Genomic DNA, 13,948 nt, shown 5'->3' on the forward strand with positions numbered 1-13,948 from the left:
CTGAGATAGCCTTCGACGCATGGCAGACGACTACCTCGTACGCATCGGCAAGCTCATCCGTGACGCCCGGCAGCATCGGGGCTGGACACAGACGCAGCTCGCCGAGGCGCTCTCCACAAGCCAGAGCGCCGTGAACCGCATCGAGCGCGGCAACCAGAACATCAGCCTTGAGATGATCGCCCGGATCGGCGAGGCGCTCGACAGCGAGATCGTGTCGCTCGGCTATGCCGGGCCGATGCACCTGCGAGTGGTCGGTGGCCGCCGGCTCTCCGGCTCCATCGACGTCAAGACGAGCAAGAACGCGTGCGTGGCGCTGCTCTGCGCGTCCCTCCTGAACAAGGGGCGTACGGTGCTGCGCCGCGTCGCCCGCATCGAGGAGGTCTACCGCCTCCTCGAGGTGCTCAACTCCATCGGCGTACGCACCCGTTGGATCAACGACGGCATCGACCTGGAGATCGTGCCGCCCGCCAGGCTGGAGATGGAGGCCATCGACGCGGAGGCCGCCCGTCGCACCCGCTCCATCATCATGTTCCTCGGCCCGCTGCTGCACCGCCTGGACCACTTCAAGCTGCCGTACGCGGGCGGCTGCGACCTCGGCACCCGCACGATCGAGCCACACATGATCGCGCTGCGCCGGTTCGGTCTGGACATCGCGGCGACCGAGGGGCTGTATCACGCCGAGGTCGCACGCGACGTCAGCCCCGACCGCCCCATCGTCCTCACCGAACGCGGGGACACGGTCACCGAGAACGCGCTCCTCGCCGCGGCGCGCAGCGCGGGCACCACCGTCATCCGCAACGCCTCGTCGAACTACATGGTCCAGGACCTGTGCTTCTTCCTGGAGGCGCTGGGCGTCGAGGTCGAGGGCATCGGCACGACCACGCTGACCGTGCACGGCGTCCCCACCATCGACGTCGACGTCGACTACTCCCCCTCCGAGGACCCGGTCGAGGCGATGAGCCTGCTGGCCGCCGCCGTCGTCACGGAGTCCGAGCTGACGGTCCGCCGGGTGCCCATCGAGTTCCTGGAGATCGAGCTCGCGGTCCTCGAGGAGATGGGCCTCGACCACGACCGCACGGCGGAGTACCCCGCCGACAACGGCCGTACGCGCCTGATCGACCTCACCGTGCGCCCCTCCAAGCTGGAGGCGCCGATCGACAAGATCCACCCGATGCCGTTCCCCGGCCTGAACATCGACAACGTCCCCTTCTTCGCGGCCATCGCGGCGGCGGCGCAGGGCAAGACGCTGATCCACGACTGGGTGTACGACAACCGGGCGATCTATCTCACCGACCTGAACCGCCTCGGCGGCCGCCTCCAACTCCTCGACCCGCACCGGGTATTGGTGGAGGGCCCGACCCGCTGGCGCGCCGCCGAGATGATGTGCCCGCCCGCCCTGCGGCCCGCCGTCGTCGTGCTGCTCGCGATGATGGCGGCCGAGGGCACGTCCGTGCTGCGCAACGTGTACGTGATCAACCGCGGTTACGAGGACCTGGCGGAGCGCCTGAACTCGGTGGGCGCGCAGATCGAGACGTTCCGGGACATCTGAGCGGGATGCCGCACCGCCGGACCCGGGCGGCTCAGCGCCCGGTCGGGTCCGGCGGTGCGGCTCCGTCCTGATCGGCCTTGTTCACGACGTAGAGGTCGGCGATCTCGACCTCCGACTGCCCGGCCCCGAAGTAAGCCAACCTTGACTGGAAGTACCGCTTCCCATACTGGGCGGTATCGTATATGCGTGCCCGATCTGCTAAGTGCCCCTGGACGGAACCCGGTTGATCGGCCGTCAGGTGGCGACATCACGAGGTATGGGCCCCCGTCCGCAGAACGCGGAACTCCCGGTCGAACACGGCGGGTTGGCCCGCACGTTGTCGGACGGCTGTCGGTGGCGGTGGCCCTCTGTCGGTGGGCTGTCGGTAGGCTGTCGACGACTGCCGGGACATTGAGGCTTGTTGGCGATCCGCCCAGCAGTCCTCGATCAGGAGAGAAGTCCCATGGTCACTGACGTCACCATCATCGGCGCCGGGCTCGGCGGCCTCACGCTCGCCCGCGTTCTGCACGTGCACGGAATACCGGCCACGGTGTACGAGGCCGAGCCCTCCCCCGCCGCTCGTGCGCAGGGCGGGCTGCTCGACATCCACGAGAACAACGGGCAACTCGCCCTCGCGGACGCGGGCCTGATGGACGAGTTCCGTGGCATCGTCCTGGAGGGACACCAGGTCATGCGGGTCCTCGACCCCGACGGGGCCGTCTTGCACGAGATGCCCGACGACGGCACGGGAGGCCGCCCCGAGGTGCAGCGCGGCGAGCTGCGGGAGATCCTGCTCGACTCGCTTCCGGCAGGCACCGTGCGGTGGGGCCACAAGGTCAGCGGCGTGCGGAGCCTCGGCGATGGGCGCCACGAGGTGACCTTCACCGACGGCGGCACCGTCGTCACCGGCCTGCTGGTCGGCGCGGACGGCGCCTGGTCGCGGGTCCGGCCGCTGCTCTCCGACGCCACACCCGCGTACACCGGCAAGTCGGTCGTCGACACCTACCTGTTCGACTCCGACACCCGGCACCCGGCCACCGCGAAAGCGGTCGGCGGCGGGTCGATGATCGTGCCCGCGCCGGACCGGGAGATCTTCGCCCACCGGGAAAGGGGCGGGACTCTGCACGCCTACGTGGGGTTGGACAGGCCCCTCGACTGGTTCGACGCGATCGACTTCACCGATGCCGCCGCGACCGCCGCGCGCATCGCGAAGGAGTTCGACGGCTGGGCGCCGGAGATCCTCGCGCTGATCACCGACTGCGACATCCCCCCGTCCCTGCGCCCCCTCTACACCCTGCCGCCCGAGCACCGGTGGGACCGGGTGCCGGGCGTGACCCTGCTCGGTGACGCCGCCCACCTCGCGCTCCCGAACGGCGAAGGCGCCAATCTGGCCATGGTCGACGGCGCCGAACTCGGCAAGGCCATCGCCGCGCACCCGGACGACATCGAGACGGCGTTCACCGCGTACGAGCGGGAAATGTTCCCCCGCAGCGCCGAGGCGGCGGCCTTCGGAGGCCTCGATGGTCTTGCGGACCTCGGCGTTCCGGAGGGCTCGATCGATGTGCTGACCGGCAGGTGAGCCCGATCGTCAGTCAACTGTCCCGTTTCTTAAGGGATTTCACTTCGTTGGCTTGGTGTTCCGCTGGCTGAGCAGTGACCGGCGGACCGCGCGGGCCCCTCGGCCCGCGCGGAACGGACATGACACCCCGGCCCCAGATGCAGAGACACCCATGACGAATTCCTGGACCACGCCTGCCCGCCCCGGTGAACCGCTCGCCGACCGCTACGCCCACCGCAGCGGCACGCTCCGCGGCACCGTCCGCCACCGGCTCGTCGACCGCGCCCTGGCCGAGCACCTGCCCGCCGCACCGCCGCAGCGCGTGCTCGACATCGGCGGCGGCACCGGCGTCCAGGCCCGGCTCCTGGCCGAGCGCGGCCACCACGTCACCGTGCTCGACCCCGATGCGACCATGCTGGACCGGGCCCGCGCCTCCTGGTTGCCGTACGCTTCCGACGCGCCCGGCAGCATCGCCTTCCGCCATGGGTTCGGCGAGCAGGCACCGCAGTTGGCCGGCACCGGATGGGACGCGGTGCTGTGCCACGGCGTCCTCATGTATCTGGAGGACCCGGTCCCGCTGCTGCGCGCGCTCGCACAGTGCCCGCGCCCCGGCGGCATCGTCTCCGTCCTCGCCTATCAGGCCGATGCCCTGGCCATACGGCACGGACTGACGCGCGACTGGAGCGGCGCGCTGCGGGCACTGCACGACCCGGTGGAGGACAACAGCATCGGCACGGTCAGCCGGGGCGTGGACCGCGCCATGGTCCTGCGGGTCCTCGCCGAACACCACCTCGAACTGCTGCAGTGGTACGGAGTGCGGGTGTTCACCGACCACTTGGAGGACGAGCGCGCCGGTGCCGACCTCGACGAGGTGGTGCGGGTGGAGTGGGAGGCCGGGCGTATCGATCCGTACCGGCGCGTCGCCCGGCACTTCCACCTCATCACCCGCGCCGACCAGGACCAGCGTGCTGCTGGAGCTACTGGGGGTACTCGGGCTACTCGGGTCATCGGCCCGAGGCGGCCAGCTCCTTGAGGTCGACCGTCTCGCCCTTGCCCGGAGCCTTCGGGCTCACGGGCTTGCCGTAGTCGCTGAACGTCGCCTCGTTGGGCTTGTCGCCGCCCTTGACCGAGCTGCGCAGGATGTACGGCTTGCCCTCCGTGGCGACGTAGAAGGTGTGCGTCTCGCCGCCGGATGCCTTCTTCGTCAGCGTGATGGCCTCCTTTCCGTCGATCGACGTCGTGTCGCCCTTCTTCAGGCCCTTGCGGCTCGACTTGTCCTCGTCCATCGACGCGACCAGGCCCTGCTTGTCGCACAGTCCTGAGGTCGAGGCGTCGTCGGCGGGCATCTTGACCCACTTGTCGGCGACCTTGGCGAGCACCTTGTCCGAGCCGGGCTGGTTCTTCAGCGCGTTCTTCCAGTACTGCTCGTTGCCGCGCACGTACAGCGTCCCGTTCGTGTGCCGCAGCTCCGCCTTGGAGCCCGCCGTGTCGACGGTTCCCTCGCAGTTCTTCTCCTGGTCGACCGCGAGGTCCAGGCTCACCGACTTCCCGTCGGCCTGCTTCATGTCGCCCTTGAGGCGCATCGAGTCGGCTCCCTTGGTGGCCGCCACCGCCTTGGCCGCGATCTGGTCGGCGCTGTCCTTGGCGAACGGCTTGTCCGAACCGCCCCCGCCGTCGTCCCCGTCACCGCAACTAGTCAGCAGGGCCGCCGAAAGCACCGTGATCCCGATGACACCCGAAAGCTTGGTCGTCCGCACGTGGTCACCCTCCCGCGGAACGCTGGAACGTCCCGGTAAGCCGCGGCCCGGGTGGCCGCGGTCGTCACCAGGTACCCACTGATCCCCAGCCCTCACCCGGTATCCGGCATTCCGCCTGTGCTCACGCGGCAGCCGTCTCCCGTACGAAGTCGCGTACCGCCGCGGCCAGCCCTTCGGGGCGGTCCAGCGGGATCAGGGTGCGGCAGTCGTCCAGCTCCACGAGTCTGCCGCGCGGCAGCAACTCGGCGAGTCTGCGGCCGTGTTCGGGCGGCATCATGCGGTCCTGCCTGCCCCAGACCACGAGCGCGGGGCGGTCGTAGGCGCGCAGGCCGCCGACCGCGTCCAGCATGTCCGAGGGGTGCGCGGCCCGTAGGTAGCGGACCAGGACGTCACGGGCCACGGGGTCCTTGCGCAGAGGTTCGGTCCAGCGGTCGATCAGGTCGTCCGGCACGGGTCTGTGGGCCATCACCGCGTAGCCCGTACCGGGGACGCGGCGCAGCGGCCGGACCGCGAGGACGTTCGCCATGAGTGCGATGCCGCCGGGCACCCGGGCCGCCGCCGCCATCATTTTGCCGCCCGCACGCGGCGGATAGTTGTCGAAGGCCTCGCATCCGGCGATCACCAACCGCCCCACGCGGTCCGGCCGTTCGGCGACGAGCTGCTGGAGGCGGCCCCCGTCGTTCTCCACGAACACCGCGTCGTCGCCGAGCTTCAGGGCGTCCGCGAACTCGCCGATGAGCAGCGCCATCGAGCGCGGGGTGAGCTCGGCGCCGGGGCGCAGCGGCACGCGGTGGCTGCCGTAGGGCAGGGTGGGCACGAGGCAGCGGAACCCCGGGCCGGACGAGCCCTGCGCGCCCGACTCCGAGCCCGTCGCGCCCGACTCCGAGCCCGTCGCGCCCAGCTCCGCGACCACGCGGCGCCAGACCGTGCCGTCCTGGGCCGGGCCGTGCAACAGGACCACCGGCACCCCGTCGCCGCCGGTGTCCTCGTACGCGACGTCCCCCGCGCTGGTCTCCACCTGTGGCATATGCGCTCCCCCCGGCCGGGCCGCTCAGTCGAGTACGGCCGTTCCGTCGATCTCCACGAGCGCGGCATCGTCCCACAGCCTCACCGCCCCCACCACTGCCATCGCGGGGTAGTCGCGGCCCGCCAACCTCCGCCAGATGCGGCCCAGTTGGGGGGCGCAGGCGCGGTAGTCGGCCACGTCGGTGGCGTAGACGGTGACCCGGGCGAGGTCGGCGGGGGTGCCGCCCGCGTGGCGCAGGGCGGTGAGGAGGTTGGTCAGGGCCCGCTCGAACTGCTCGGGCAGGGTCGCTCCCGTGACCTTGCCCTCGCTGTCGAGCGCCGTCTGTCCGGCGAGGAAGACGAGGCGGGAGCCGGTGGCGGTGACGGCGTGCGAGAAGCCGGTGGGCGGGGAGAGTTCGGCGGGGTTGACGCGGTGCAGGCTGCTCATGCGGAGGGCTCCTTCAGGTCGGCGTACAGCTCCTTGGCGATGACCGTGCGCTGGACCTCGCTCGCGCCCTCGTAGATGCGGGGCGCGCGCACCTCGCGGTAGAGGTGTTCGAGGAGGTGGCCGCGGCGCAGGGCGCGGGCGCCGTGCAGTTGGACGGCCGCGTCGACCACGTACTGGGCGGTCTCGGTGGCGATGAGCTTGGCCATGGCGGCGCGCCGGGCGATGCCGGGGCCCTGGGGTCCTTCGCGGTCGTACGCCTCGGCCGCCGCGTACACCATCAGGCGGGCCGCCTCGGTGCGCGTGGCCATCTCGGCGACCTGGTGCGCGACGGACTGGAGGTCCTTGAGGGTGCCGCCGAACGCGGTCCGTGCGGCGGTGTGGGCCAGCGTCGCGTCGAGGGCGGACTGGGCCATGCCGACCGCGAAGGCGCCGACGCTGGGCCGGAACCGGTTGAGGGTGGTCATCGCGACCCGGAAGCCGCGGTCGACCTCACCGAGCACGTCGCCCAGGCCGACCGGCACGCCGTCGAAGGCGAGTGCGCCGATCGGGTGCGGGGAGAGCATGTCGAGGGGGGTGCCGGTGAGGCCCGCGCGGTCGGCGGGGACGAGGAACGCGGTCACGCCGCGGGCTCCCGCGCCCGCCCTCGTACGGGCGAAGACGGTGTAGAAGTCGGCTTCGGGGGCGTTCGAGATCCAGCACTTCTCGCCGGTGAGGCGCCAGCCGTCGGGGCCGTCCGGTGCCGCCGTGAGGTCCAGGGCCGCCGCGTCGGAGCCCGCGCCCGGCTCGGAGAGCGCGAAGGCCGCGACGGCCTGTCCGGCGCGGACGGGCGGCAGCCAGCGTTCCCGCTGCGCCGGGGAGCCGTGGGCGTGCACGGGGTGGGCGCCGAGGCCCTGCAGGGCGAGGGCGGTCTCGGCCTCCGTGCAGGCGTACGCGAGGGACTCGCGGGTCAGGCAGAGGTCCATGGCGGAGGCCCCACCGGTCTTCCCGGCGCTGGATGTGGCTGGTCGCGCGGTTCCCCGCGCCCCTGAGGGAGCGCCACCTGGGCCCGCGCCTTCGCCCGAGCCCGCGCCTTCGCCCGAGCCCGCGGCTCTCCCCGCGCCCTCTCCCGCCTCTCCCCCCTCGAACAGTGCCCCCAGCAAGCCCAGTTCGCCGAGTGCCGCGACCAGTGGCCGGTTCACATGGCCCGGTTCGCCCTTCTCCGCGAGCGGGCGCAGCCGCTCGGCGGCCAGCGTGCGCAGCTCCGCACAACGGGCGGTTTGTTCGGGATTGAGCGAGAATGCCGTCACCGCGGACCCCTCCTTTATCGCGCACCGTTGACTGTCGTCACCATCACGATACGCTCATGGAGCGAGCCCACCACAGCGCCCGACCGGCAGGCAAGGGGGCAGAGCCGCCATGGGATCCACCGGCAAGCACGGGCTGACACCATCCGGCCACATCGACACGTTCGCCCGGGACCATCTCCCGCCGCGCGAACAGTGGCCCGCGCTGGTGCACGACCGCCCTGAGCTGCACTACCCCGACCGCCTCAACTGCGGCGCGGAGCTCCTGGACCGGACCCTCGAACGGTTCGGCTCCGAGCGCCCCGCCTTCCACGCGGCGTCCGGCGAGATCTGGACGTACGGCAGGCTGCGGCAGCACGTCGACCGGATCGCGCATGTCCTCACCGACGAACTCGGCGTCCTGCCCGGCGGGCGCGTGCTGCTGCGCGGGCCCACCTCGCCGTGGCTCGCGGCCTGCTGGCTCGCCGTGCTGAAGGCGGGCGCGGTCGCCGTGATGGTACTGGCCCAGCAGCGCTCGCAGGAGCTGGCCACCATGTGCGAGATAGCCGAGGTGCGGCACGCGCTGTGCGACGTCCGGTCGGTGGACGACCTGATCAAGGCCGGGGTGCCGGGCCTGAGCGTCACCACGTACGGGGGCGAGGGGCCCGACGACCTCCTCGCGCGCGCCGCCGGGCGGCCCGAGCGGTACGAGGCGGTGGACACGGCGGCCGACGACGTCGCGCTCATCGCGTTCACCTCCGGCACGACCGGCCGCCCCAAGGGGTGCATGCACTTCCACCGCGACGTGCTCGCCATCGCCGACACCTTCGCCCGGCACATCCTGAAGCCGGTCCCCGACGACGTCTTCGCGGGCAGCCCGCCGCTCGGCTTCACCTTCGGGCTCGGCGGCCTCGTCATCTTCCCGCTGCGCTTCGGCGCCTCGTCCGTCCTGCTCGAACAGGCCGCGCCCAAGCAGCTGTTGCCCGCGATCGGCCGGCACGGGATCACGGTGCTCTTCACCGCGCCGACCGCGTACCGCACGATGCTCGACCAGCTCGACGGGCACGACGTGTCCTCCCTGCGCCGCTGCGTCTCGGCCGGTGAGAACCTCCCCGCGGCCACCTGGCAGGCCTGGCACCAACGCACCGGGCACCGCGTCATCAACGGCATCGGCGCGACCGAACTGCTGCACATCTTCATCTCCGCCGCCGACGACGCGATCAGACCCGGCACGACGGGACGGGCCGTACCGGGGTGGCACGCGCGCGTGGTCGACGACGCGGGCACGCCGGTGCCGGACGGCGAGCCCGGTCTGCTCGCCGTGCGCGGCCCGGTGGGCTGCCGCTACCTCGCCGACGACCGCCAGGCGCAGTACGTGCGGCACGGCTGGAACATCACCGGCGACACCTACATCCGCGACGCCGACGGCTACTTCCACTACGTCGCGCGCGCGGACGACATGATCATTTCGGCCGGGTACAACATCGCGGGCCCGGAGGTGGAGGAGGCCCTCCTGCGCCATCCCGACGTCGCGGAGACAGCGGTCGTGGGGCGCCCCGACGAACTGCGCGGGCAGGTGGCGGTGGCGTATGTGGTCCCGCGCGCGGGCTCGACGCCGGACGCGGACCGGCTGCGCGCATTCGTCAGGGCGGAACTCGTGCCGTACAAGTGCCCGCGCGAGATCGTCTTCCTGGACGCGCTCCCGCGGACGGCCACGGGCAAGTTGCAGCGGTTCCGGCTGCGGGCGGCGGGGCCCGGACGCCCGTAGAGTGATCACGTGTCCGAGCAGCACACTCCACGGTCCCTGATCGTCACCTTCTACGGCGCCTACGGGCGGGCCGCGGCCGGCCCGGTCCCGGTGGCCGAACTGGTGCGCCTCCTCGCACCGGCGGGCGTGGACGCGCCGTCGGTGCGCTCCTCGGTGTCCCGTCTGAAGCGGCGCGGCCTCCTCGTGCCCGCGCGCACCGAGGCGGGCGCCGCGGGGTACGCACTCTCGCCCGACGCCCGCCAGCTCCTGGAGGACGGCGACCGCCGCATCTACGGCACGGAGGCCGCGCGACAGGAGGGCGGCTGGGTCCTCGCCGTGTTCTCCGTCCCCGAGGCGGAACGCAACAAGCGGCACGTGCTGCGCTCCCGCCTCGCGGGCCTCGGCTTCGGCACGGCGGCCCCCGGCGTCTGGATCGCCCCCGCCCATCTCTACGAGGAGACACGGCACACCCTGGACCGGCTCCAACTCGCCCCGTACGTCGACCTGTTCCGCGGCGAGCACCTGGGCTTCGCGGCGACGGCCGAGGCGGTCGCACGATGGTGGGACCTGGCGGCCCTGGCCAAGCAGCACGAGGCGTTCCTCGACCGGCACGAGCCGGTGCTGCGCTCCTGGGAGTCCCGCGAGGACGCGCCACCGGCCGAGGAGGCCTACCGCGACTACCTCCTCGCCCTGGACTCCTGGCGGCAACTCCCCTACGCCGACCCGGGTCTGCCCGCCGCCCTGCTGCCCGAGGAGTGGCCCGGCGCCCGCTCGGCGGCGGTGTTCGCGGCCCTGGACGAGCGGCTGCGGGAGGCCGGGGCGCGGTTCGTGGGCCCCGCATGAGGGACACGGACGTGCTGCGCTGGAGCGCGTACCGCAGCGTGCCGTGGAAGAACGGCGGCGGTACGACCAGGGAGGTCGCGGACGGTGACGACTGGCGGTTGAGCGTCGCGGACGTGGCCGGGGACGGCGCCTTCTCCGTCTTCCCCGGGCTCGACCGCGTGATCACCCCGGTCGAGGGCGACGGCATGGTGCTGACCGTGGACGGGGCCTCGCACCCGGTCGGTTCCCTGAGCCCTTTCACCTTCCCCGGCGACGCGGAGACGGACTGCCGACTGACGGCGGGCGCGGTCCGCAACATGAACGTGATGACCCGCAGGGGCCGGGCGACGGCCGAGGTCCGGATCGTCCCGGTCACCGCCGAACGGGCGACGGAGGCCGCGTGCGCCGCGGGCGAGACCCTGCTCGTCATGGCCGTCACCGAAGGTGTCACCGTCGGCGGCCCTGACGGCCGGGCGATCGCGCTGGGCCGTCTCGACTGCGTGCGCCGGGATGGTCCGGGGGCGCTGACGCTGCGGGGCGAGGGCACGGTGGCCCGGGTCACGATCAGCGCGCTCAGCCCGCTCAGCCCGCTCGGTCGCCCAGCGTGAGCCGCTGCTTGGGGGCGTCCGTGCGACCGGTCTGGGGCCTCCGGCTGCCCGCGCGGTACTGGACGGGCCAGGTCGCGCCCGGACCCGAGTAGCCCTGTTCGGCCGCGGCGTGCAGGGTCCAGTGCGGGTCGTAGAGGTGCGGGCGGGCCAGGGCGCAGAGGTCCGCGCGGCCCGCGAGGAGCAGGGAGTTGACGTCGTCCCAGGAGGAGACGGCGCCGACCGTGATCACGGGGATGCCGGTCCGGTTGCGGATGCGGTCGGCGTACGGCGTCTGGTAGGAGCGGCCGTAGTCGGGGCGTTCGTCCGAGACCACCTGGCCCGTCGAGACGTCGATCGCGTCGGCGCCGTGCGCGGCGAAGGCACGGGCGATCTCGACGGCGTCCTCGGCCGTATTGCCGCCGTCGGCCCAGTCGGTGGCGGAGATGCGGACCGTCATGGGCTTGGCCCGCGGCCACACGTCGCGCACCGCGTCGAAGACTTCGAGGGGGAAGCGGAGCCGGGCGGACAGCGGGCCGCCGTACGCGTCCGTGCGGTGGTTGGTGAGCGGGGAGAGAAAGCCGGAGAGCAGATAGCCGTGGGCGCAGTGCAGTTCGAGGAGGTCGAAACCGGCCCGCTCGGCGCGGCGGGCCGCCGCCACGAACTGCTCGCGGATCGCGGTCAGTCCGGCCCGGGAGAGCTCGTGCGGGGTCTGGCTGCCCGGCTTGTACGGGAGCGGGGAGGCGGCCTCAAGGGGCCAGTTGGCGTCGGGCAGCGGGTCGTCGATGCCCTCCCACATCAGCTTCGTGGAGCCCTTGCGGCCCGAGTGGCCGAGCTGCAGACCGATGGCCGTGCCGGGCGCCTGCGCGTGCGCGAAGTCCGTGACGCGGCGCCAGGCCTCGGCCTGCTCGTCGGTGTAGAGACCGGCGCAGCCCGGCGTGATGCGGCCACGCTCGCTGACGCACACCATCTCGGTCATGACCAGGCCCGCGCCGCCGAGGGCCCGCGCGCCCAGGTGCACCAGGTGGAAGTCGCCGGGGACGCCGTCCACGGCGGAGTACATGTCCATCGGGGAGACGACGACGCGGTTGCGCAGGGTCAGTTCGCGCAGCCGGAAGGGCGTGAACATGGGCGGCGTACCGTCCGGGCAGCCGAATTCGCGCTCGACGGAGCGGGTGAAGCGGTCGTCGCGCAGCCGGAGGTTGTCGTGCGTGACGCGGCGGCTGCGGGTGAGCAGGTTGAACGCGAACTGGCGCGGCGGCTGCCCGAGGTGGTCGGGCAGCCGCTCGAACCACTCCAGGCTGGCGCGGGCCGCGCGCTGCGTGGAGGCGACGACGGGGCGGCGCTCCGCCTCGTACGCCCGGAGCGCGGCCGGGACGTCGGGCTGTTCCGTCAGGCAGGCGGCGAGCGCGAGGGCGTCCTCGACGGCGAGCTTGGTGCCGGAGCCGATGGAGAAGTGCGCGGTGTGGGCCGCGTCGCCGAGCAGGACCGTGTTGCCGTGCGACCAGCGGGTGTTGACGACGGTGCGGAAGTTGATCCAGGAGGACTTGTTGCCGCGCAGGGGGCGGCCGCCGAGCGCGTCCGTGAAGATCTTGGCGCAGCGTTCGGTGGACTCCCGCTCGTCGAGCCCGGCGAAGCCCGCGGCCTCCCAGACCTCCTCGCGCATCTCGACGATGACGGTGGACGCGCCGGTACCGGACGCGGAGAAGGGGTAGCCGTGCAGCTGCATCACGCCGTGCTCGGTCTCGGCGATCTCGAAGCGGAACGCGTCGAAGGCGAAGTCGGCGGCGAGCCAGATGTAGCGGCAGCGGTGGGTGGTGAGGCTCGGCCCGAAGACGTCGGCGTGCGCGTCGCGGGTGAGGCTGTGCACGCCGTCCGCCGCGACGACCAGGTCATACGCCGAGGAGAGCTCGGCGGCGGGCGGCGCCTCGGTGCGAAAGCGCAGCTCGACGCCGAGGTCGCGGCAGCGTGCGTGCAGGATCTCCAGGAGCCTGCGCCGCCCCAGCGCCGCGAAGCCGTGGCCGCCGGAGGTGTACCGCCGGTCGCCGTGCACGATGTCGATGTCGTCCCAGCGCACGAACTCGGCCTGTAGCGCGGCGTAGACGGCGGGGTCGGCGTGCTCGATGCCGCCGAGGGTCTCGTCGGAGAGGACGACGCCGAAGCCGAAGGTGTCGTCGGGGGCGTTGCGCTCCCAGACGGTGATCTCGCGGGCGGGGTCGAGGCGCTTGAGCAGGGCCGCGGCATAGAGCCCGCCGGGGCCGCCGCCGATGACGGCGATGCGGTGCGCCGCGTTCGGTGCCGGGGGCGGGGTGGTGGAAGGGGTCGTGGGCGGGGTCGTCGCCATGGTCAGCGCCCCTGCCACTTCGGCGGGCGCTTCTCCGTGAAGGCCGCGTGGAACTCGGCGTAGTCCTCGCCGTTCATGAGCAGCGCCTGGGTCGACGCGTCCAGTTCGACGGAGGCGGCGAGCGGCATGTCGAGCTCGGCGGTGAGCAGCGCCTTGGTCTGGGCATAGGCGAGGGCGGGTCCTTCGGCGAGGCGGCGGGCCAGTGACTGCGCGGCCTCGGCCGCCTTGCCCTCCTCCGTCAACTCGCTGATCAGGCCGATTCGTTCGGCCTCGGGGGCGCGCACCGGTTCGCCCAGCATGAGCAGCCGGGTGGCGTGGCCGAGTCCGACGACGCGCGGCAGGAGGTAGGCGGCGCCCATGTCGCCGCCGGAGAGGCCCACCCGGGTGAAGAGGAAGGAGAACCGGGCGGACGGGTCCGCGACGCGGAAGTCCGAGGCGAGGGCGAGCACCGCTCCGGCTCCCGCGGCGACCCCGTGCACGGCGGCGACGACCGGGAAGGGGCATTCACGGACGGCCCGTACGACCTGTCCGGTCATGCGGTTGAAGTCGAGGAGCTGGGCGGTGTCCATGGCGAGCGTGGCGCCGATGATCTCGTCCACGTCGCCGCCCGAGCAGAAGCCGCGCCCCTCGCCGCCGAGCACGAGGGCGCGTACGGACTTGTCGCGGGAGAGCTCGGCGAGCAGGTCGCGCAGGTCGGCGTAGGCGCCGAAGGTGAGCGCGTTGAGCTTGTCGGGGCGGGCGAGGGTGACCGTGGCGACGCCGTCGTCGACGGTGAGGCGCAGATGCCGCCAGTCGGGGGTGCGGGTCGCGGAGCCGGTGAAGGGACTCATCAGGTGCGGCCTCCTCGGCCTGGGGGCTGGAGTGCGCTGGAGAGTGGGCTACCTCTCGAAGTT

At 72.5% G+C, this 13,948-nt stretch carries 12 protein-coding genes; 6 read left to right on the forward strand and 6 right to left on the reverse strand.

Annotated elements, in window-relative coordinates:
* Positions 1-19: 19 nt before the first annotated feature.
* The 3 genes from ABZ953_RS19400 (at position 20) to ABZ953_RS19410 (ending at position 4,119) form a co-directional block, all read left to right on the forward strand.
* Positions 20-1,549: a UDP-N-acetylglucosamine 1-carboxyvinyltransferase gene (locus tag ABZ953_RS19400; protein WP_361724993.1), complete on the forward strand. Its 1,530-nt coding sequence runs from the start codon at positions 20-22 to the stop codon at positions 1,547-1,549.
* A gap of 442 nt (positions 1,550-1,991) precedes the next feature.
* Positions 1,992-3,107: an NAD(P)/FAD-dependent oxidoreductase gene (locus tag ABZ953_RS19405; RefSeq protein ID WP_361724996.1), complete on the forward strand. Its 1,116-nt coding sequence runs from the start codon at positions 1,992-1,994 to the stop codon at positions 3,105-3,107.
* Positions 3,108-3,258: 151 nt separating this feature from the next.
* Positions 3,259-4,119 (forward strand): methyltransferase domain-containing protein, encoded by an 861-nt coding sequence (locus tag ABZ953_RS19410; RefSeq protein ID WP_361724999.1) that lies wholly within the window; start codon positions 3,259-3,261, stop codon positions 4,117-4,119.
* On the opposite strand, the gene ABZ953_RS19415 is transcribed toward ABZ953_RS19410, so the two are convergent.
* From ABZ953_RS19415 to ABZ953_RS19430, 4 genes are all read right to left on the reverse strand, one after another.
* Complete coding sequence (locus ABZ953_RS19415) at positions 4,091-4,843, reverse strand: hypothetical protein (RefSeq protein ID WP_361725002.1); 753 nt, start codon at positions 4,841-4,843, stop codon at positions 4,091-4,093. The genes ABZ953_RS19410 and ABZ953_RS19415 overlap by 29 nt on opposite strands.
* A 121-nt stretch (positions 4,844-4,964) precedes the next feature.
* Complete coding sequence (locus tag ABZ953_RS19420; RefSeq protein ID WP_361725005.1) at positions 4,965-5,870, reverse strand: alpha/beta hydrolase; 906 nt, start codon at positions 5,868-5,870, stop codon at positions 4,965-4,967.
* Positions 5,871-5,894: 24 nt separating this feature from the next.
* The gene (locus ABZ953_RS19425; RefSeq protein ID WP_361725008.1) at positions 5,895-6,296 is read right to left on the reverse strand and encodes a RidA family protein; all 402 of its coding nucleotides are present in this window, start codon (positions 6,294-6,296) and stop codon (positions 5,895-5,897) included.
* Positions 6,293-7,582, reverse strand: a complete 1,290-nt coding sequence (locus ABZ953_RS19430) for an acyl-CoA dehydrogenase (RefSeq protein WP_361725011.1) — start codon at positions 7,580-7,582, stop codon at positions 6,293-6,295. Before ABZ953_RS19430 ends, ABZ953_RS19425 begins: the two co-directional genes overlap by 4 nt.
* Before the next feature lie 109 nt (positions 7,583-7,691).
* Between ABZ953_RS19430 and ABZ953_RS19435 the strand changes: the two genes are divergently transcribed.
* The 3 genes from ABZ953_RS19435 to ABZ953_RS19445 are packed head-to-tail and all read left to right on the forward strand — an operon-like array spanning position 7,692 to position 10,735.
* Positions 7,692-9,326, forward strand: a complete 1,635-nt coding sequence (locus ABZ953_RS19435; protein WP_361725014.1) for an AMP-binding protein — start codon at positions 7,692-7,694, stop codon at positions 9,324-9,326.
* 9 nt (positions 9,327-9,335) lie between these two features.
* On the forward strand, positions 9,336-10,148 hold the full coding sequence (locus ABZ953_RS19440; protein WP_361725017.1) for a PaaX family transcriptional regulator C-terminal domain-containing protein: 813 nt from the start codon (positions 9,336-9,338) through the stop codon (positions 10,146-10,148).
* Positions 10,145-10,735 (forward strand): HutD family protein, encoded by a 591-nt coding sequence (locus tag ABZ953_RS19445; RefSeq protein WP_361725020.1) that lies wholly within the window; start codon positions 10,145-10,147, stop codon positions 10,733-10,735. The genes ABZ953_RS19440 and ABZ953_RS19445 overlap by 4 nt, the downstream gene beginning before the upstream one ends.
* Here ABZ953_RS19445 and ABZ953_RS19450 read toward each other — a convergent pair.
* Entirely contained in the window at positions 10,710-13,055 is a 2,346-nt protein-coding gene (locus ABZ953_RS19450; RefSeq protein WP_361725023.1) for a bifunctional salicylyl-CoA 5-hydroxylase/oxidoreductase, read from the reverse strand. The two genes, ABZ953_RS19445 and ABZ953_RS19450, sit on opposite strands and share 26 nt — an antisense overlap.
* Positions 13,056-13,057: 2 nt before the next feature.
* The gene (locus ABZ953_RS19455; protein WP_361725026.1) at positions 13,058-13,885 is read right to left on the reverse strand and encodes an enoyl-CoA hydratase family protein; all 828 of its coding nucleotides are present in this window, start codon (positions 13,883-13,885) and stop codon (positions 13,058-13,060) included.
* Positions 13,886-13,948: the final 63 nt, after the last annotated feature.

It is taken from the genome of Streptomyces sp. NPDC046465, from assembly GCF_040646035.1.
GTDB lineage: Bacteria > Actinomycetota > Actinomycetes > Streptomycetales > Streptomycetaceae > Streptomyces.